The organism is Paraburkholderia sp. JHI869 (genome assembly GCF_038900775.1).
Lineage (GTDB): Bacteria > Pseudomonadota > Gammaproteobacteria > Burkholderiales > Burkholderiaceae > Paraburkholderia.
This window is the reverse complement of record NZ_JAYMSC010000003.1, coordinates 146,905-166,006: the sequence shown is the minus strand read 5'-3', so window position 1 is coordinate 166,006 and position 19,102 is coordinate 146,905. Positions and strand designations below refer to the sequence as shown.

At 64.5% G+C, this 19,102-nt stretch carries 16 protein-coding genes and 2 tRNA genes; 9 read left to right on the top strand and 9 right to left on the bottom strand.

Annotated features, from left to right (window positions below; all coding sequences use genetic code 11):
* Positions 1-80 precede the first annotated feature (80 nt).
* A complete protein-coding gene (gene oxlT / locus VSR72_RS07215) occupies positions 81-1,406 on the top strand; it encodes an oxalate/formate MFS antiporter (protein ID WP_342951723.1) in 1,326 nt (441 codons plus the stop codon).
* A gap of 26 nt (positions 1,407-1,432) precedes the next feature.
* On the opposite strand, the gene VSR72_RS07210 is transcribed toward oxlT, so the two are convergent.
* From VSR72_RS07210 to VSR72_RS07200, 3 genes are all read right to left on the bottom strand, one after another.
* Positions 1,433-1,738 (bottom strand): hypothetical protein, encoded by a 306-nt coding sequence (locus VSR72_RS07210; protein ID WP_342951722.1) that lies wholly within the window; start codon positions 1,736-1,738, stop codon positions 1,433-1,435.
* 221 nt (positions 1,739-1,959) lie between these two features.
* Positions 1,960-2,046 (bottom strand) — tRNA-Leu (locus VSR72_RS07205).
* Between the two features lie 174 nt (positions 2,047-2,220).
* Positions 2,221-2,307 (bottom strand) — tRNA-Leu (locus VSR72_RS07200).
* Between the two features lie 394 nt (positions 2,308-2,701).
* On the opposite strand from VSR72_RS07200, the gene rnr reads away from it, so the two are divergent.
* The 5 genes from rnr to VSR72_RS07175 all read left to right on the top strand — a co-directional run bounded on the left by rnr (position 2,702) and on the right by VSR72_RS07175 (position 8,994).
* A complete protein-coding gene (rnr, locus tag VSR72_RS07195; protein WP_342951721.1) occupies positions 2,702-5,164 on the top strand; it encodes a ribonuclease R in 2,463 nt (820 codons plus the stop codon).
* A 220-nt stretch (positions 5,165-5,384) separates the two neighbouring features.
* A complete protein-coding gene (gene rlmB, locus VSR72_RS07190) occupies positions 5,385-6,128 on the top strand; it encodes a 23S rRNA (guanosine(2251)-2'-O)-methyltransferase RlmB (RefSeq protein WP_254314199.1) in 744 nt (247 codons plus the stop codon).
* Positions 6,129-6,232: 104 nt separating this feature from the next.
* The gene (rpiA, locus tag VSR72_RS07185) at positions 6,233-6,928 is read left to right on the top strand and encodes a ribose-5-phosphate isomerase RpiA (protein WP_342951720.1); all 696 of its coding nucleotides are present in this window, start codon (positions 6,233-6,235) and stop codon (positions 6,926-6,928) included.
* A 798-nt stretch (positions 6,929-7,726) separates the two neighbouring features.
* Entirely contained in the window at positions 7,727-8,311 is a 585-nt protein-coding gene (locus tag VSR72_RS07180) for a hypothetical protein (RefSeq protein WP_342951719.1), read from the top strand.
* 71 nt (positions 8,312-8,382) lie between these two features.
* Positions 8,383-8,994, top strand: a complete 612-nt coding sequence (locus tag VSR72_RS07175) for a hypothetical protein (RefSeq protein WP_342951718.1) — start codon at positions 8,383-8,385, stop codon at positions 8,992-8,994.
* Positions 8,995-9,118: 124 nt separating this feature from the next.
* Here the strand turns inward: VSR72_RS07175 and VSR72_RS07170 are convergent, their stop codons facing one another.
* Positions 9,119-9,853, bottom strand: a complete 735-nt coding sequence (locus VSR72_RS07170; protein WP_342951717.1) for a Crp/Fnr family transcriptional regulator — start codon at positions 9,851-9,853, stop codon at positions 9,119-9,121.
* A gap of 769 nt (positions 9,854-10,622) precedes the next feature.
* Between VSR72_RS07170 and VSR72_RS07165 the strand changes: the two genes are divergently transcribed.
* The 3 genes from VSR72_RS07165 to VSR72_RS07155 all read left to right on the top strand — a co-directional run bounded on the left by VSR72_RS07165 (position 10,623) and on the right by VSR72_RS07155 (position 14,454).
* Positions 10,623-12,182: a mannose-1-phosphate guanylyltransferase/mannose-6-phosphate isomerase gene (locus VSR72_RS07165; RefSeq protein ID WP_342951716.1), complete on the top strand. Its 1,560-nt coding sequence runs from the start codon at positions 10,623-10,625 to the stop codon at positions 12,180-12,182.
* Between the two features lie 396 nt (positions 12,183-12,578).
* Entirely contained in the window at positions 12,579-13,298 is a 720-nt protein-coding gene (locus tag VSR72_RS07160; RefSeq protein WP_342951715.1) for an FCD domain-containing protein, read from the top strand.
* 178 nt (positions 13,299-13,476) lie between these two features.
* Positions 13,477-14,454, top strand: coding sequence for a Gfo/Idh/MocA family oxidoreductase (locus tag VSR72_RS07155; RefSeq protein WP_342951714.1), 978 nt, complete (start codon positions 13,477-13,479; stop codon positions 14,452-14,454).
* Between the two features lie 59 nt (positions 14,455-14,513).
* On the opposite strand, the gene VSR72_RS07150 is transcribed toward VSR72_RS07155, so the two are convergent.
* The 5 genes from VSR72_RS07150 to aat all read right to left on the bottom strand — a co-directional run bounded on the left by VSR72_RS07150 (position 14,514) and on the right by aat (position 19,082).
* On the bottom strand, positions 14,514-15,173 hold the full coding sequence (locus VSR72_RS07150; RefSeq protein ID WP_342951713.1) for an amino acid ABC transporter permease: 660 nt from the start codon (positions 15,171-15,173) through the stop codon (positions 14,514-14,516).
* A gap of 111 nt (positions 15,174-15,284) precedes the next feature.
* Positions 15,285-16,082: a transporter substrate-binding domain-containing protein gene (locus VSR72_RS07145; protein WP_342951712.1), complete on the bottom strand. Its 798-nt coding sequence runs from the start codon at positions 16,080-16,082 to the stop codon at positions 15,285-15,287.
* Between the two features lie 83 nt (positions 16,083-16,165).
* Entirely contained in the window at positions 16,166-17,200 is a 1,035-nt protein-coding gene (locus tag VSR72_RS07140; RefSeq protein ID WP_342951711.1) for a quinone-dependent dihydroorotate dehydrogenase, read from the bottom strand.
* Between the two features lie 79 nt (positions 17,201-17,279).
* Positions 17,280-18,044 carry an arginyltransferase gene (locus tag VSR72_RS07135; RefSeq protein ID WP_342951710.1) on the bottom strand — a complete coding sequence of 255 codons (765 nt, stop codon included), beginning with the start codon at positions 18,042-18,044 and terminating at the stop codon, positions 17,280-17,282.
* Between the two features lie 273 nt (positions 18,045-18,317).
* Positions 18,318-19,082, bottom strand: coding sequence for a leucyl/phenylalanyl-tRNA--protein transferase (aat, locus tag VSR72_RS07130; protein ID WP_342951709.1), 765 nt, complete (start codon positions 19,080-19,082; stop codon positions 18,318-18,320).
* Positions 19,083-19,102 lie beyond the last annotated feature (20 nt).

Genomic DNA, 19,102 nt, shown 5'->3' with positions numbered 1-19,102 from the left:
TCTGCCGCGCTGGCTGTAACGCGGGAAAGAGGCGATGTGGGAAACCCCGCGCGCAATCATATTGGACGGAGACAGACAACGTGGCACATACCGATCGACTAGAAGGCGGCTACACGGCCCGGCGGCACAACCGCTGGGTGCAACTCGTGGCGGGCATTCTCTGCATGGGGCTCGTGGCGAACCTGCAGTACGCGTGGACGCTCTTCGTCGTGCCGATGGACGCACGGCATCACTGGGGGCAGGCTGCAATCCAGCTCGCTTTTTCCATTTTCATCGTGACGGAAACATGGCTCGTGCCCGTTGAGGGCTGGCTCGTAGACCGCTTCGGCCCGCGCCCCGTGGTGATGGGCGGAGCGTGCTGCGTGGCGCTTGGCTGGGTGCTCGACGCGTGGGCGCCTGCGTTGCCGGTGCTCTACGTCGCGGCAGTCATATCGGGCATCGGCGCGGGCTGCGTGTACGGCACGTGCGTCGGTACGGCGCTCAAATGGTTTCCTGACCGGCGCGGGCTCGCCGCCGGCATGACCGCGGCAGGCTTCGGCGCGGGCGCGGCGCTCACGGTCATTCCGATCTCCAACATGATCCAGCACTCAGGCTATGAGAGCGCGTTCGTGTTCTTCGGACTCCTGCAGGGTGCCTGCATCATGGCGCTCGCACTCGTGATGGTGCGGCCGAAGCCGCCGGCGCACGCCGCCGGCATGAAGCGCATCGTGGCGACGAAGACCGACTACACGACGAGGCAAATGGTGCGCGCACCCGTATTCTGGGTGATGTACGCGATGTTTGTGTGCGTGGCGGCGGGCGGCATCATCGCGACGGCGCAGATCGGTCCGATCGCCAAGAGCTACGGCTTCGCCTCGATGCCGGTCACGCTCGTGGCGGCGACGCTGCCGCTGCTCACCATGACGCTCTCGATCAACAATCTGTGCAACGGCTTTACGCGGCCGCTGTGCGGGCTCATTTCGGATCGCATCGGCCGCGAGAATACGATGTTCATCACGTTTCTCGGCGAAGGGCTTGCGCTGCTGGGTTTGCGTGCGTTCGGCCACGACCCGTATCTCTTCATGCTGTTCTCGGGGCTCGTGTTCCTGTTCTACGGCGACATCTTCTCGAACTTTCCGGCGACCTGCGCCGACACGTTTGGAGCGAAATACGCGGCCGGCAATGCAGGGACGCTGTACACCGCGAAGGGGACCGCGGCGATGCTCGTGCCGGTCGCTACGCTGCTCGCCTTACACAGCGGCTGGAACCTGGTGTTCGATATGGTCGCCTGCGTGGCGATGGTGGCGGGCGTGAGCGCCAAGGTGTTCTTGCAGCCCATGCGCCGGCGCTGGATTTTTCAGTCGGGAGAGGAGGCGAAGATTGCCGATTCGGCGTTCGTGCCTTCGCCGCTGGGGTCGCATGAGTGAGCGCGGTTGATGCGCGCTCGTAAGCGTTACGGGCGGGCGGTGCTGTCCTGATCGTTGCGAGCGGTCGCGGAGCGCAGAGTCCGTATCACGCGCGCCGCGCCTTGCAGTCTCGCGCGCACGCGTGAGCGCCTGACGCGCCGCATATCGATGCGGGCCTGCTCGCGCCGCAGGTCCGTTTCGGCGGCTCGCTCGTTTTCCAGCCCGAGATGCGCGTAACGGCCCTCAGCAGCGCTCTTGTCGAGCCAGCGCTCGGGCAGGCGGGTTGCGAGCAGCCAGGTCGCGGCGGCGCCAAAGCTCACCGCGACGATCGCTGCGATGACAACGAATTCCATTCGGCATTCCTCAATCGGTTTTTCACGGCGCGATTCAATGTATACCGTGAAATATAACGCATTGCGCCGCCCCCAGCCATGGGACTGACTGGCGATTCCGTTGCCGGCTTGCGCGGAGAATGCGTGCAGAAGAGGAGGGGAAGCCGCAAAACAAAAAAGCCCGCAAATTTGCGGGCTTTTTCGATGAATCCTGTGTGCTGCTAGTTCTGCTTGACGAGACGTGGTGCCCAGGAGAGGACTCGAACCTCCACAGTGTTGCCACCGCTAGGACCTGAACCTAGTGCGTCTACCAATTCCGCCACCTGGGCACGTCTTCAAGCTAGAAGAAGATTATGGCGCGATTTAACGCGACCGTCAATAGATCTTTTCAAAAAACTTCATCCCGGGAATGCGACCGCTGCGTTATGCGCGATAACAGGGCAGTTGTACTCGCTGCTGTGCCGGAAATGAAAAAGGCCGGCATGAAGCCGGCCTTTTGAATCTGGTGCCCAAGAGAGGACTCGAACCTCCACAGTGTTGCCACCGCCAGGACCTGAACCTGGTGCGTCTACCAATTCCGCCACCTGGGCAAGGTGTCGTTTGCTGCTCAACGTGTTGTGCAGCAAAGACGGAAATTATAGCGGGCTCGGAACGGCTGTCAAGCGTTTTGTGGAGGGCGATAAAGCGCGGCTGTCGAAGCGTCGTCGACCGCGTGGAATGGCCGTCTCGTCGCGCCGCGAGGCCGCTCCCACGGCTCGTAGGGTGCGATGCGGGTGTTAGAATGCCTCGCAGAAGTTCCGCCGGCAAAAGTACGGGGTTCAGGTGCTGCGTGCAGCGTGGCGCACGCAGTGCGAGCAGTCAGGCAGTCCACGTACGGGCCGGCAGATTGCAGCACTCGAAGACCGGGCGCCGTCCGCATGTATTGCAGATCCGGGCCGCGCGAAATCCGACGTCCACGCAACGAGAACAACCATCGACAAGCCCTTGAGCAAATATCCGTACCCGATTCCCAGCCGCGAAGAGATTCTCGGCGTGCTGCGGACCAGCGACTCGCCCTGCACCGCGAACGATATCGCCGAGGCGCTCTCCATCAAGCGCCAGGAGCGTGAAGGGTTCTTCAGGCGGCTCGCCGCCATGGAGCGCGACGGGCAGATCCGGCTCGACTCGCGCGGCCACTACCAGCTCGCCCACCCTTCGAATTTCGTCGCGGGGCGCGTGCAGGGGCATCGCGACGGCTACGGCTTCCTCGTGCGCGACGACGGGCAGGACGATCTGTTCCTGCCGCAAGGCGAAATGCAGAAGGTCATGCACAACGACCGCGTGCTCGCGCGCATCGTCGGCTATGACCGCCGCGGGCGGCCGGAAGGGCATATCGTCGAAGTCACCGACCGCGCGAATCGCAGCGTGATCGGGCGCCTGCTCAACGAAAACGGCGCGCTGATCGTGGCGCCCGAAGACAAGCGCATCGGCCACGACATTCTCGTCACGCAGAATCCCAAGAAGGCCAAGGTCGGCCAGGTCGTGGTCGTCGAACTCACCGACTTCCCGAGCCGCCACTCGCAGCCGCTCGGCCGTGTGATGGAAGTGCTGGGCGACATCGACGATCCGGGCATGGAGATCGAAATCGCCGTGCGCAAGTACGGCGTCCCGCACGAGTTCAGCAAGCCCGCGCTCGACGAAGCCGCGAAGCTGCCCGACGCCGTGCGTCCCACGGACATTCGTTATCGCGTGGATCTGCGCGACGTGCCGCTCGTCACGATCGACGGCGAAGATGCGCGTGACTTCGACGATGCGGTGTACTGCGAGCCGATGCAGGTCGGCCGTGGCGAGGGCTTCCGCCTGATCGTCGCCATCGCCGACGTCTCGCATTACGTGCTGCCCGGCGGCGGTCTCGACGTGGACGCCATCGAGCGCAGCACGTCGGTGTACTTCCCGCGCCGCGTCATTCCGATGCTGCCCGAGAAGCTCTCGAACGGGCTCTGTTCGCTCAATCCGCACGTCGATCGTTGCGTGCTCGTGTGCGACATGGTGATCACCGCGCGCGGCGAGATCAAGGCATACCAGTTTTATCCGGGCGTGATGCACTCGGCGGCGCGGCTTACGTATACCGAGGTCGCGGCGGTGCTTACCAACACCAAGGGCCCCGAGGCGACGCGCCGCGCGGCGCTGCTGCCGCAACTGCAGAATCTCTACGGCGTCTACAAGTCGCTCTTCGCCGCGCGCCAGAAGCGCGGCGCGATCGATTTCGACACGACCGAGACCTATATCGTCTGCAACGCGCAAGGCAAGATCGAGCAGATCGTACCGCGCCAGCGCAACGACGCGCACAAGCTGATCGAGGAGTGCATGCTCGCGGCCAACGTGTGTGCGGCCGACTTCATGAAGCGCCACAAGCACCCGGGCCTGTACCGCGTGCACGCGGGCCCAACGGCCGAAAAGCTCGAAAACCTGCGCACCTTCCTGCGCGGCATGGGGCTTTCGCTCGGCGGCGGCGACACGCCGCACGCGAGCGACTACGCCGCGCTGATGGCGCATATTCGCGACCGGCCCGACGCGCAGATGCTGCAGACCATGCTGTTGCGCTCGATGCAGCAGGCCGTGTACAGCCCGGACAATATCGGTCACTTCGGTCTTGCGTACGAGGCTTACGCGCACTTCACGAGCCCGATTCGCCGCTATCCCGACCTGCTCACGCACCGCGCGATCTACGCGATCCTGCAGGGCAAGAAGTACCAGCCGCAGGCGCCGGAAGGCGTCGAGCTCAACACCGCGCTCTCGCCGCGCGCCCGCGCAATGCAGGCCGAAGACGAAGAGAAGCGCGGCAAGCGCGCACGGGGCGCCAACACGGCGATCTGGGAAGAGTTGGGCCTGCACTGCTCGGCGAACGAGCGCCGCGCCGACGAAGCCTCGCGCGACGTCGAAGCGTGGCTCAAGTGTTACTTCATGCGCGACAAGCTCGGCGAAGAGTACGGCGGGATGGTGAGCGGCGTGACGTCGTTCGGCATTTTTGTGCAGCTCGACGCGCTCTTCATCGAAGGCCTCGTGCACGTGACGGAACTGGGCTCGGATTACTTCCAGTACGACGAGATCAAGAACGAACTGCGTGGCGAGCGCACCGGTATTCGCTATCGTTTGTCGGACCGCGTGCGCGTGCAGGTGAGCCGCGTGGATCTCGATGCGCGCAAGATCGACTTCCGTCTCGTGCGCGACACGCCGGTGAAGCCAGGCGGCAGCCGGCCGATGCCAGTCGACAAGGGCGGCATGGACGGCGGTCCGCGCGTGCGCGCGCTGCCGGGCGGCGACATGGCGCGCCAGAAGAAGGCCGCGCCGGCGCAGAGCGTTGCAGTGAAGGAGGCGCGCACGGCGCGCGGCGCCGCCAAGACCGCGAAGAAGCGCTCGGCCGTGAAGCCGACGCCCAAGAAGCAGGCGACGCGCAAAAAGCGCTGAGCGCCATGCGTGCGGGGCGCCAGACGCGCTCCGTAGCCGTTACATACCCGGGCCGCGCCGTCGTGCGCGTGCCCGGTTTTTTCACTTGCATGCCGCGCCGCGTTTTGCCACACGGGCGCGCGGCTTGCAAATGCCGGACCGCACGACGCGGCCGGCCGACTATCGTTGCCGGCGGCGCTGTGTCTGCGCCGCAAAACGTTCATCAGGGGTTGTCTCAGTCATGTCACGTCTCAAGGTTCTTTACGGGTTTCATGCGGTGATCGCACGCTTGCGGCACGACGCGTCCACGGTCGAGGATGTCTACTACGATCCGACGCGCCGCGACCGCCGCATGCAGGACTTCCTGCACACCGCGAAGGAAGCGGGCGCGCGCGTGATCGCAGCCGACGAAACGCGCCTCTGGGGCCTCGCGCACACCGAGCGCCACCAGGGCGTCGTGGCCCGCGTGCACGATCTGGCGCTGGCGCAAAACCTCGCGGAACTGCTCGACGGCATCCAGGGCTCGCCGCTGTTGCTCGTGCTCGACGGCGTGACCGATCCGCACAATCTCGGCGCGTGCCTGCGCGTGGCCGATGCGGCCGGCGCGCACGCGGTGATCGCCCCGCGCGACCGCGCCGTGGGCCTGAACGCCACGGCCGCGAAGGTGGCGAGCGGCGCAGCGGACACCGTGCCTTACATCACTGTGACGAATCTCGCGCGCGCACTGCGCGAGCTCAAGGAAGCGGGCGTGTGGGTGGTGGGCACCGCCGGCGACGCGAGCGCGAGCCTCTACGAGACGAAGCTCGATGGTCCTGTAGCGCTCGTGCTGGGCGCTGAGGGCGAGGGCATGCGCCGCCTGACCCGCGAAACCTGCGACGAAGTCATGCAGATTCCGATGGCGGGCACGGTCGAGAGCCTGAACGTTTCCGTCGCCTCGGGTGTTTGCCTGTTCGAAGCGGTGCGCCAACGCTCGGCTGCGCGCTGATCGGCGGCTGATCGCGCGATCCTGCGAGATGCGGGCAGCCCGTGCCCGCATCTCCGGTAAACTATGCGTAATCCGCGTTTTTCTCCTCCTCGGGCTGTACTCCCATGACTCAAGACGAACTCAAGCAACTGGTCGGCCAGGCCGCCGCCGACTATGTCAACGCGAATGTGCCGGAAGGCGCCGTGATCGGCGTCGGCACGGGCTCCACCGCGAACTGCTTCATCGACGCGCTCGCCGCAAGCAAGAGCCGCTACCGTGGCGCCGTGTCGAGCTCGGTCGCGACCACCGCGCGCCTCGAAGCGCATGGCTTCAAGATTTTCGACCTCAACGAAATCGAATCGCTGCCCGTGTATGTGGACGGCGCCGATGAGATCGACGGCTCGGGCGCCATGATCAAGGGCGGTGGCGGCGCGCTCACGCGCGAGAAGATCGTCGCTTCCGTGTCGGACGTGTTCGTCTGCATTGCCGATGCGAGCAAGCGCGTCGACGTGCTCGGCCAGTTCCCGCTGCCCATCGAAGTCGTGCCGATGGCGCGCACGGCTATTGGCCGCCGCGTGACGGCGCTCGGCGGTGTCCCGGTGCTGCGCGTGCAAAAGGACGGCTCGCCCTTCATCACGGACAACGGCAACGAGATCCTCGACGTGAAGGGCCTGCGCATCGGCGACCCGCGCACGCTTGAGGCGCATGTCAACGCATGGCCGGGCGTGGTGACGGTCGGACTGTTCGCCGCACGCGGCGCGGACTTCTGCCTCCTCGGCGGTGAAAACGGCGTCGAGCGTATCGAATACCGCAAGGCCTGAGCGGTCTGGCGCGAGCGGCAGTTGCATTGGGCTCTTGCCTGTGCGCTGCCGCTCTTTTTACTGGCAGGCCTGCGTGGCCTGCCGAACCGAAATTCGCTATTAATCATTAAAAGAACGCGATTTTCTGTATCTGGTTGTCAGCGCATCTATCTGACGTTTCAATTCGCCTTTCAATCATATTTGAAAGGAAATCTCCGATTTCAAGATCTTCGCAATTCACTACGTTGAGAACCGCACACAAAAATGCGAATGACGTAGCAATAGTCTGACTGTCTGAGATATAAATTCACCGTCCGGCGATGTTATGCAAACGGTTCGCTAAAAGAGACGTCGAAAAGACCGGACTGGGGAAGGGCGGCGCGCGAAAGCGCACAGCAGCTCGAGGGTTTCTGTCAGGCAGTGCGCGAGAGTAGTGACGCACGCCGCGCGGTACACGAGGAAATAATGGCAGCAGCGGGTGTTGCGCGATTTGAATCGGACTACTACACAATGGAGTCCGATAAAAAAGAGTTTTGCGGGGCATTCCTTTCCGTTCTCCGGATTTTCAATTCTGCATGACTGCCTGATTTGCGCGGATGCATAAAGCGTAAGGGCGTCCTGCGCGCGATTATCAATCTGGTAAATCCAGTTAGACGGTCTTCCCGATATCGGGCTGGTCCGCGGGGATATTCGCGCGTCGTAAATGCGGTGATTTTAAAAGCATTTCAGTTGAAGTCGTGTTAAATGCGCCCGCGCTAGCAGGGGGAGTGCGCGCGCGTTCATCCAACGTTCCCCTGCTTTATCAGGAAGACCACAATCATGAAGAAGATTCAGGCCATTTCGCTCGCCGTCATGCTCTCTTTTGGTTCGGCAGCCGCATTTGCCGGTGGTGCGGGCGCGCCGTCGTCCTCCACCACGTCGGCGGTGGGCGCCGCGGGCGTTGGCTTTGGCGCAACGGCGCTGACGTCGAACTCGACCTCGTCGGTCAGCGGCGGTTTCGCCTCGACGCTGACGGTGCCGGGCCATATCGACGCCACCGTGTCGCAAGGCAACCAGTCGTTCTCGAACGCGAGCCTTACGTTCGGCTCGAGCTCGACGACGCAAAACGGTAACTCGCAAACGTACGGCCAGACGGCCAACGGCTACGTCGGCCAGACCGGCACGACGACCACGAACCAGAACTCGTCGACGCTCGGCTTCACGAGCGCCACGCAGTCGGGTTCGCAGAACTTCAACTCGTCGGTGATCAACACGTCGTTCGACGGTTCGAGCGGCAGCTACGGCGGCTCGGGCTTCACGTCGACGGCAAGCGCGAACGGCAGCGGCACGGCCAATGCGAATGGTGACGTTGGCATCGTCGCTGCGGGCGGTTCGGGTTCGCTCACGGGCGGCATGCACTGGTAATCCGAACGGGTCGCCGTTCAGTGGCTCGTCGCAGGGGGGGCGCTGCCCCTTCTGCGTTCACGGAGAGAAGAATGAGCAAGCTGAAACAAAAAATTGTCGTTGCCGGGGTGTTGCTGTTTGCAGGCGCAGCGTGGGCGCAAACCACGCCGACGATGACGTCCGGAACCACGTCCACGTCGAGCCAGTCGAGCACTGTTTCCAATACCGTCGTGCTGCCGAGCGGCGGTGCGTCGGACGTGACGTACCACGGCGCCTACGATGTGCGTACGACGCCCACGGTCTACGCGCCGGCGTTGACGGCCTCGGTGACCGAGACCTGCTGGGGCAGCGTTTCCGCTGCGGTGTCGGTGGTGGGCGTGGGCGCGACGGCCGCAGGCACCATCAAGGATCTGGACTGCAACAAACGCCTGAATGCGGCCGTGGCATGGCGCATGGACCGCAAGGACATCGCGTTCAATATCATGTGTCAGGAAGACGACTTCCGCGAGGCTGCCGCACAGACCGATCATCCTTGCGGCGACAATCGCAAGGTCGCGAAGAACGATGGCGCGCCCGTGCAATTGCGTAACGCCGACACGACGCCGGATTCGAAGGCTCAGGAACCGACTGACCCGTTCGTGCGCGAACGCGAGCATCTGCCCGCCTTGCCGCTTGCGCAGGCGCTCGTGCCTTCGGCCCATTGAGTCCCGCAAGGCTGAAGAGAAGAGGGCGCGCCCCTGTTCTCTCCAGCTAAAGCGGTGAAATCGAGTTCATTCGGAATCCTGTGTGATACAGGATCCTTGCCTGAGCGGTCGCGCAGCTACGATCTCACTCGACCGTTTCCGCCTGATGCAGGCGCGGCAGAAGCCGGTCGAATTCGCGGCGAACGAGACCGTAGCACTCGCAGGCGCGGGCTTCGAGGCCCTCGCGATCAAGCACGCGGATATGGCCGCGGCTGTGATGGATCAGGCCTTCGTCATGCAGTTTGCCGGCCGCTTCGGTTATGCCTTCGCGGCGCACGCCGAGCATGTCGGCGATCAGTTGCTGCGTGACGTTGAGATCGTTGGAAGCCACGCGATCCACTTCGATCAGAAGCCAGCGGCACAGCTGCTTGTTGAGCGAGTGGTGACGGTTGCACGCAGCGGTTTGCGCGACCTGCGTGAGCAGCGCATGCATATAGAGCAGCATGAGACGGCGCAGGAAGTCCGAGCGCGCGAACTGTTGCCTGAGGGCTTGCGCGCTCATGCGATAGGCGAAGCCCGCGCATTGCACCTGCACGCGATTCGGCATCGTTTCGCCGCCGGTGAGCACGGGCACGCCCGTCATGCCTTCGCGGCCAACCGCAGCGATTTCGACGGAGCTGCCGTCTTCCATCGTCGAGAGCAGCGAGACGATCGCTGTCGTCGGAAAGTACACGTGGTGAATGCGCTGACCGGAATCGCAGATCAACTGTTCGGTGCGCAGATGAACGAGTTCGAGGTGCGGGGCGAGAGCCTGCCATTCATGCGACGGGAGGGCGCCCAGCAAATGGTTGCCGTGAAGATCGGATTGAAGGGTTAACATGACTGGTCCTCGTGCGAAGCGGCGCAAACCGCCTCCTGTTTTTTGATTCCGTTCGCCGAACTCGTTGTTGTTCGCCGTTTCCCGTACGGCTCTTGTGTTCGTCGTGCCGGCCCCATAGTCCCGCTAGTTCCAACTGTTTCCTGCCTGGTCCCACTCTCTCGCGCTTGCGTGCGCGGTATTGGTTGTCCGCGTCTGCGCTGGTGTGGCGATCTCTCTTTAGCAGGGTGTGTGCCAGTCGGTGCGAAAGCACGCATTCAAGCGGCTGAGCGCGAGTCGGCATTGCGGCAGCGCGGCGTAACGCTGCATTTTTGTTTCAGTTTTGTACGGCGACTTTGCGGGCCGCCGCGCCGCGCCTTACCTTTTTGAAAGCGACAAGCCGATGATTTTATTGAGTTATTTCCCGTGATTAAGGGGTGATTCAGAAATGGCTCCTCGTTGAAACATCCATCGGGGGCGATTCGGGCGCCGACCCAAAAAACAAGCGTTTTTGATTCAGTTCTGTTGCAACGCATACGCTGCCGGCAAAAAAGCGTTCGGCGCTGAAACGTCGCGCGTGGGCGGCCTGGCTGCGCGCTCGCCACGGCGCACGCGATCAGTGTGGGTCTGCGTACAGATTGGCATGCCGAGGTTTGCTCCAATGAGGTCCGGAAAAGGTCTCAAAGCTTTGTGAGAGGTCAGGGAGGCGCGCGCCGTCTCGGGCGAACCCGCCGCCAGACAGGTGCGGTGTTCGTCAACGTGACCCGATGTATTTCAACGGGGAGTTCACTGCATGAACCAGCTCGTGACGCCTGCCGGCTTGATGGCGGCAGCCAATGAACCCGAAGTGGCGCTCATCGTTCAGCCCGTCGTGCTGGCCGGGGGCTCGGGCACGCGGCTTTGGCCGCTCTCGCGCGAGCATTGCCCGAAACAGCTGATCGATCTGCTCGACGGCGAATCGCTGCTCGAAGCCACCGTGCGGCGGCTCGATGGCGTGTATGCCGAGGCGAGCGCAGCAATCCGCAAGGCCCCGCCCGTTGTCGTCAGCAGCGAGGAGCTACGGCTCATGACTGTCGACCGGCTTGGCCGCAGCGGCACGCCTGCGCGCGTCGTGCTAGAGCCGGTTGCCCGCAATACGGCGCCCGCACTCACGGTGGCGGCGCTCGCGGCGCGCGCCGGGCACGAGGCGGCACTCGCACGCGATGGCGCCGGCGCCGCGTGCGACAGCGACCCGGTGCTCATCGCCATGCCGGCCGATCATCTGATTGCCGATCGCGCGGCGTTTGCCGTCGCGCTCGAAGAAGCGGTGGGCTACGCCGCGCGCGGCGCGATCGTCACGCTCGGCGTGCCGCCGCAGCGCGCGGAAACCGGCTACGGCTACATCGGCGCGGGTGCGCCACTTGGCGCAAGCGGCGCGCGCGTGATCGAGCGCTTCGTGGAAAAACCAGGCCCCGAACTCGCGGCGAGTTACGTGGCCTCTGGCGATTACCTCTGGAATAGCGGCATTTTCGTGGTGCGCGCATCGGTCTGGCTCGCCGCGATCGCGCATTGCCGGCCGGCCATCGCGGCGCAATGCGCGGCGGCGTTCGAGGCAGCCGCGGTCGATGCCGACGGCACCGTGCATCTCGATGCCGCGGCGCTCGCCGTGTGCCCGTCCGATTCGATCGACTACGCGGTGATGGAATCGCTGGGCGCGGGCGCGCTGCTCGCGGGCGTGGTCGTGCCGCTGGTCGCCGGCTGGTCCGACGTGGGTGCGTGGGACGCGGTGTGGCAGGTGTCGGACAAGGACGAAAACGGCAACGTGGCGCGCGGCCGCGTCATGTTCAACGACGTGACGGACACGTTCGCGCATTCGGACGGCAGGCTCGTGGCCTGCGTGGGCGTGCACGGCGTGGTGGTGGTCGAGACGGCCGACGCAGTCCTCGTCGCGGCGCGGGATCGCGTGCAGGACGTGAAGGCGATTGTCGGCAAGCTGAGGCAAGAGCGCAGCGCGGTTGCGCAGCATCACCGGCGCGTGGAGCGGCCGTGGGGCTGCTACGACTCGCTCGATCAGGGCGAACGCTTTCAGGTCAAGCGCATCGTCGTGAAGCCGGGCGGGCGGCTGTCGCTGCAGATGCATCATCACCGCGCGGAGCACTGGACCGTGGTGCGTGGCACGGCGCGCGTCACGCGCGGCGAGGAGGTCTTCCTGCTTTCGGAAAACGAATCGACCTACATTCCGCTGGGCGTGAAGCACCGGTTGGAGAATCCCGGCAAGACGCCGCTCGAGATCATCGAGGTGCAGTCGGGCGGTTATCTGGGCGAAGACGACATCGTGCGCTTCGACGATGAGTACGGCCGGATACAACGTTGAAGAAGCGCAACGTTGAAAAGCACGACGCTGGGCCGCGTGCGAAAAGCGTGCGTAGAAGAAACATGCGAGAAACATGCGCGCCGGCAACCCTGCATATGCACAGCCAGGGACTACCGATTGATCTGCAGGTGGTCTTAAAAGCGGAATGAAAGCGTAGCGATTGAAGTAAGCGGGCGATTCATACGATCGCCTTACGAAAACAGCAGCGCACGGGCCGACGTAGCACGCGTAAATACGAACAATGCGCATGCGCGCAAGCATCATGTCAGGAGATATCCTGGCTGGCGAAATATGCGAAGCGCATGGCAACGTAGCACATAAGTTCGACGACGCACGAGGGCCCACGCTGTATCCGGCAAACATGGGTGATAACGCCCACATCGGGGGGGTAGGGTCATGGAACTGGGGAACAAGGAACGCTCGCTCGTCAGCAAGGTGATGGACGGGCTGATTTCAGGCATCGTCGAGGAGCGCTACGGCGCGGTCCTGCCTCCGCAGGACATCCTGTCAAAGGAGTTCGACGTGAGCCGCACGGTGATGCGCGAGGCGCTCTCCATGCTGCTCGCGCGTCACATGCTCGACGTGCGGCCGAAAATAGGCACGCGCATCCGGCCTATGCGCGACTGGCGCATGATCGACGAGGACGTCGTGAACTGGCGTTTTCGTTCGAAACCGGACAAGACGTTCTTGCGCGACGTGATCGAATTTCGCGGCCTGATCGAACCGGCGGCGTGCGCGCTTGCGGCTACTCGCGCCAGCGCGGCGGATATAGCCGGCATTCGTGAGGCGTTCGACGCGCTGCACCAGACGAGCACCGACGATCCGAACTTCCAGACCGCCGATGCGCTTTTGCACACGCGCATCCTCGCGGCGAGCGGGAATCAGTTTTACCAGCAGATGGCGGCGATCATTCGCGGCGCACTCTCGCTCGTGAATCCGATTCTCAGCACGCGTGACGGCGGCTGGAGCAACGTCGTGGCGGCGCATGGGCGCATCGTCGAAGCGATCGAGCGGCGTGCGCCGAAAGAAGCCGAAGCGGCTGCGCTCGCGATGATCGAATACACCGCCGACGAACTCACCCGCGCGCTCGCGCCCGAGGCGTTGGAGCAGCGCTAAGGCCGTTCGCAGCGCCGCTTCGCTTCCATCAGTCCGCTTGATGCGCGCGGATTGATGCGAGCGCATTGCGGCGCGCTGCGCCTGCCGGTATCGTGCGTGTCTTTGGGCGCGCCGCGCGTGACGTATGTTGCATACAGCACGCGGCGGCCCTCGACCTCACAGCCGGAGCACGCAGCATATGAGCGAAACACAAACGATACGTTGGGGCATCGTCGGCGCGGGCCGCATTGCGCACCGCTTCGCACAGGGCGTCGCGCACGTGCCGCATGCACGCGTCGAAGCGGTCTGGTCGCGGCGCGCGACGACTGCACAGGCGCTTGCCGCGACCTGCGGCGCGAAGGCGTGCGAGAGCGTGGATGCACTCTTTGCGAGCGGTATCGACGCCGTGTATATCGCCACGATGCAGGACAGTCACGCCCAGTACGCCATTGCCGCGCTCGAAGCGGGTCTGCCCGTGCTGTGCGAAAAGCCCGCCACTGTGAACGGCGCGCAGCTCGAGCGCGTGCTCGACGCGGCACGGCGCACGCAGCGCCTCTTCATGGAGGCGATGAAGCCGCCGTTCTATCCCCTCTATCAAAAGTTGCGCGCGCAACTAGACGCCGATCCCATCGGTCCGGTCGGGCTCGTGCGCGCGGGCTGTTCCGTGGCGAGCGTGCCCGCAGACCATCCGTCGTTGTCGTTCGAGCAAGCGGGCGGTGCGCTGCTCGACATCGGCGTGTACGAGATGTTTCTGGCCGTCGACTGGCTCGGCGCGCCACGTGAGGTGCAAACCGTCGGGCGCCTCGGCTCGACCGGCGTGGACACGTTCGCGAGTCTGAACTGCCAGCATGAGCACGGCATTGCGCAGCTATTCTGCGGGCTCGATCTGCACGGCTATGGCGACGCACTGCTGGCGGGGCCGCTCGGCAATGTGACGATACACGCGAACTGGTGGAACCCGGTGCGCGCGACGGTGCGCTATGTGGATGGCCGCGTCGTCGAACTCGACGAACCTTTCGAGGGCGGCGGCCTCAACTACGAGACCGCGCACTTCTGCGAACTGCTGCGCACGGGCGCGCTCGAAAGCCCGGTGATGACGCACGACACTTCGCGCCGCATGCTCGCCATGGCCGACGCCGCACGCGCGGCGCTAGGACTGCGCTTTCCCTGCGAGTGAAAACGACACGGCCCGCATGTGCGGGCCGTGTGCGAGAGCGTTGGGCATCAGTGTTGGTATCAATGACGCGATGGCAGCGCGAGGCGCTTTTCGTACCAGTGCTGGATCCATTCCAGCACCTGGCAGAGCACCCAGTACACGGCGGCGGCAGCGAGATAGAGCGGCAGCGGCTGATACGTCGAGGCGATGATTTCCTGCGCGCTGCGCAGCAGCTCCGTCACGGTGATGACCGACACGAGCGACGTGTCCTTGATGAGACTGATGAGGCTGTTCGAGAGACTCGGTACGGCGATGCGCAACGCCTGCGGCGCGATTACGTAGCGCAGCGTCTGGGTGCGCGACAGACCAAGGCTATAAGCCGCGAGCCACTGGCCGCTATGAATGCCGAGAATCGCGCCACGCATGCTCTCCGAGAGATACGCCGCTACGTTCGCTGAAAGTGCGATCACGCCCGCGGGCGTCGGGTCGAGCGAAATGCCAACGCTCGGCAACCCGTAATAAATGACGAAGATCTGCACGAGCAGCGGCGTGCCGCGCATCAAGCTCACGTACACGCGTGCGATGAAGATGAGCGCGCGGTTCGAGCTGATGCCCATGAGCGCGAGCACGGCGCCGCCGATGAGCCCGAAGATCATCGAAAGCACGGCGAACTTGACCGTCAGCACCGCGCCCTGTGCGAGCACCGGCAGCGACTGGATGATGAGCGTATAGATGGGCATGGGCGTAGGTAACGAGGTGAAGTGGCGCGTTTTGCAATGACCGCCTATGTGCGAAGGGCGGCATCGCAGGATGCCGCCCTTCGCCTCAGCCTGACTGTGCGTCGCTCAGGATCATTGTGCGATCGGCTTGGTCACGTCGATGCCGAACCACTTGTCCGAGATCTTCGTGAAGGTGCCATCGGCTTCGAGTTGCGTCATTGCGTCGTCGATCGCCTTGGCGAACTTCGGATTGCCCTTCTTGAACGGGATCGCCGACGGATTGCCGTTGCCGACGATCGCGCCCGTGCGCAGCGGCAGCTGCGAGTTCTTCAGCAGGTAGGCGAGCATCAGGCGGTCGTTGAGCGCCGCGTCCAGACGGTTCGCTGCGAGGTCGCGCAGATATTCGGGCGCGCCCGGATAGGTCTTCACATCGATGCCCGGCACCGACTTGGCCATATCCATGTAGTTGGTGCCGAGGCCGACGCCGAGCTTCTTGCCCTTCAGGTCTTCGAGCGTCTTGAACTGGCGCGTGTCGTCCTTGCGCTGGATGAGTTGCGCGGCCGAGTACGTGTACGCCGGCGAGAAGTCGAGCGCGGCCTTGCGCTGGTCGGTCACGCCGACCTGATTCACGATCACGTCGAACTTGCCGGCCTGCAGGCCCGCGATGATGCCGCTCCATTCTGTCGTGACGAATTCGGGCTTCAAGCCCATTTTCGCGGCCACAGCCTTGGCGATGTCGACGTCATAGCCGACCAGCTCGCCGTTGGGCGCCTTCGAGTTGAACGGGGGGAACGTGCCTTCGAGACCGATGCGCAGCGTGCCGCGCGCCTTGGCCTGGTCGAGCAGGTCGTCGGCGTGGGCGCTGGCTGCGACGAACGATGCGCCAACGATTGCAAGTGCAAGGAGTTTTTTCAGCAAACCGGCTTTCATGTTTTCCTCTTGTTCTGCTGCTGCGATTCTGGTGCTAGTGCACAGCGCCTCCGATGCGCCATGACTAGCCTGCCACTATAGCTTTACGCGCGGCCCGAGGCCAGCGCCCGCGCGCATTCGGCAACGAGCGCCGGGCCGCGGTAGATGAAGCCCGTATAGATCTGCACGAGCGACGCGCCTGCCGCGATCTTTTCGCGCGCGTCGTCGCCCGAAAAGATGCCGCCCACGCCGATGATCGGCACGTCGCCGCCCAGCTCGGCACGCAGCTTGCGGATCACGTTGTTCGAGGCGTCGAACACCGGGCGTCCCGAGAGTCCGCCTGTTTCGTTCGCATTTGGCATGCCTTCCACCGCCGCGCGCGAGAGCGTGGTGTTGGTCGCGATCACGCCTTCGATCTTGTGGCGCAGCAGCGTGTCCGCGATCTCCTTGACCTGCTCGTCGTCGAGATCGGGCGCGATCTTGAGCGCGAGCGGCACGAGCTTGCCGTGCATGTCGGCCAGACGCTGCTGCTTGTCCTTGAGCGCGGCGAGCAGGGCGTCGAGTTCGCCGCCGCCCTGCAGCTGGCGCAGATTCTTCGTGTTCGGCGACGAGATGTTGATCGTCACGTAGCTCGCGAACGGGTAGACACGCTCGAGGCAGAAGAGATAGTCGTCGGCGGCGCGCTCGATCGGCGTGTCGGCGTTCTTGCCGATGTTCAGGCCGAGAATGCCGCGATATCGCGCAGCCTGCACGTTCTTCACGAACTGCTCGACGCCGTGATTGTTGAACCCCATGCGGTTGATGATGCCGCCCGCCTGCGGCAGCCGGAAAATGCGCGGGCGCGGGTTGCCCGGCTGCGGACGCGGCGTGACGGTGCCCACCTCGATGAAGCCGAAGCCGAGCGCGGCGAAACCGTCGATCGCGGCGCCTTCCTTGTCGAGGCCCGCGGCGAGCCCCACGGGGTTGCGGAAGGTGAGCCCCATGACGGTGCGCGGCGAATCGGGCACTCGCGGGGCGAGCAGGCCCGCCATGCCGGTGCGGCCGGCGGCGCCGATCATGCGCAGCGAAAGGTGATGGGCGTCTTCGGCGTCCATGCGAAAGAGCTGGTCGCGGACGAACGGATAAAGGGTGCTGAACACGGGAAGAAGGCGCGGGCGCCAGAAAATGGGAACCCGCTATTTTAGCGGCAACGCGAGCCCGGGGTGATGCGCCGGCGGTTCAGGCTTCGGGCGTGAGTGCGGCCCATGCGCCGTCGAAGAGGCCCTCGAGCGGCTGGAAGCGCGCCTTGTAGGCCATTTTCGGGCTCTCGCGGATCCAGTAGCCGAGATAGACATAAGGCAGCTGAAGGCTGCGCGCCTGCTCGATCTGCCAGAGGATGTTGTAGGTGCCGTAACTCGTGTGGAGCGCGTCCGGGTCGAAAAACGTATAGACCGAGGAGAGCCCGTCGCCGAGGATGTCGATCATGCTCACCATGCGCAACGCGCCGGGCTCGTCCGGATGCGCGGGGTCCGGCTCGCGGAATTCGACCAGCCGCGAATTGATCCGGCTTTGCAGCAGGAATTGCTCGTACTGGTCGCGGCTGTCGCGGTCCATGCCGCCGCCTGCATGGCGTGCGGACTGATACCGCATATAGAGCGCGTAGTGCGCCTCGTCGTAGTGCAGCGGCGCGACCGTGGCGATGAGATCGCCGTGGCGCTTCCACGCGCGGCGCTGCGTGCGGCTCGGCGTGAAGCGCTCGACCGGCACGCGCACGGGCACGCACGCGCGGCAGCCGTCGCAATAAGGGCGATAGGTGAACACGCCCGAGCGCCGGAAGCCGGCCTTCACGAGATCGGTATAGACGTCGGAATTGATGAGATGACTGGGCGTTGCCACCTGCGAGCGCGCGATGCGCCCCTCCAGGTAACTGCAGGGGTAGGGCGCCGTTGCATAGAATTGCAGCGCGGAAAGCGGTGAAAGCGGCAGCTCGTTCGGATGCGTCACGTTGGCAGCTCTCGTAGCAGTTCGGATCGTCGCGTGGCGCGCGCGTGGCGCACCCAGCTTCGCGCGTAAGCCTTGCCTGACCACATGGCGCGCCGCACTTGGCGTGCCAGGGAAAAGGGCGGCGACGGGTTCTTCATCGAGTCTAACATTGACGCCGAACATGTATCCATCGAATTGCGCGGGCTGTCGCAAGCGCGCACGCGGGGTTCAGTCGTCGCGCATCCGCCGCTCATGTGCCACTTATTTGCCACGCATTTGCCGCTCACCGGCACTTCACGCGGCGGGCAGGAACTCGTCTGGCGCGCCTGAGCCGCCGAGCAGATCGGCGAGCACGGCTTTGTCGAATTTCCAGGGAATGGGCGCGGTGTTCACATGCGTACGCACGTGGGCGATGAACGCCTTGCGCGAGATTTCGCGCCCGCCGAGCGAGGCGAGATGCGCGGTGTTCTGCTGGCAGTCGATCAACTCGACGCCGTGGCGGCGCAAATGCGCGATGAGCGCCGCGAGCGCGATTTTCGAGGCGTCGGTGACAGAGGCGAACATCGATTCGCCGAAGAACATCGTGCCGAGCGCCACGCCGTAGAGTCCGCCCACGCGTTCACCGCCGAACCAGGCCTCGATGCTGTGAGCGTCGCCCACGCGGTGCAGGGTGGAGTAGGCGTCGATCACGTCGGCGGTGATCCAGGTGCCGCGCTGGCCGCGCCGTGGCGCATTCGCGCACGCGCGCATCACGGCGGCGAAATTGTTGTCGACGCGAATTTCCCATGCGTCATCGCGCAGCACGCGCTTGAGCGTTTTTCTGAACGAGGGCGAGACCTTGAACTCGTCGGGGCGCAGGATCATGCGCGGGTCGGGGCTCCACCAGAGCACCGGCTGGCCGTCGGAGTACCACGGGAAGATGCCGCGCCGATAGGCGTCGATAAGACGTGAGGGGAGCAGGTCCGCGCTGGCGGCGAGCAGCCCCGGCGCGCCGCTCGACGCGCCGAGTGCGCGCTCGACGGCGGGAAACGGTTCGTCGGGCGAGAGCCAGGGGACCATCGTCGCGGGCGCAGTCAGTG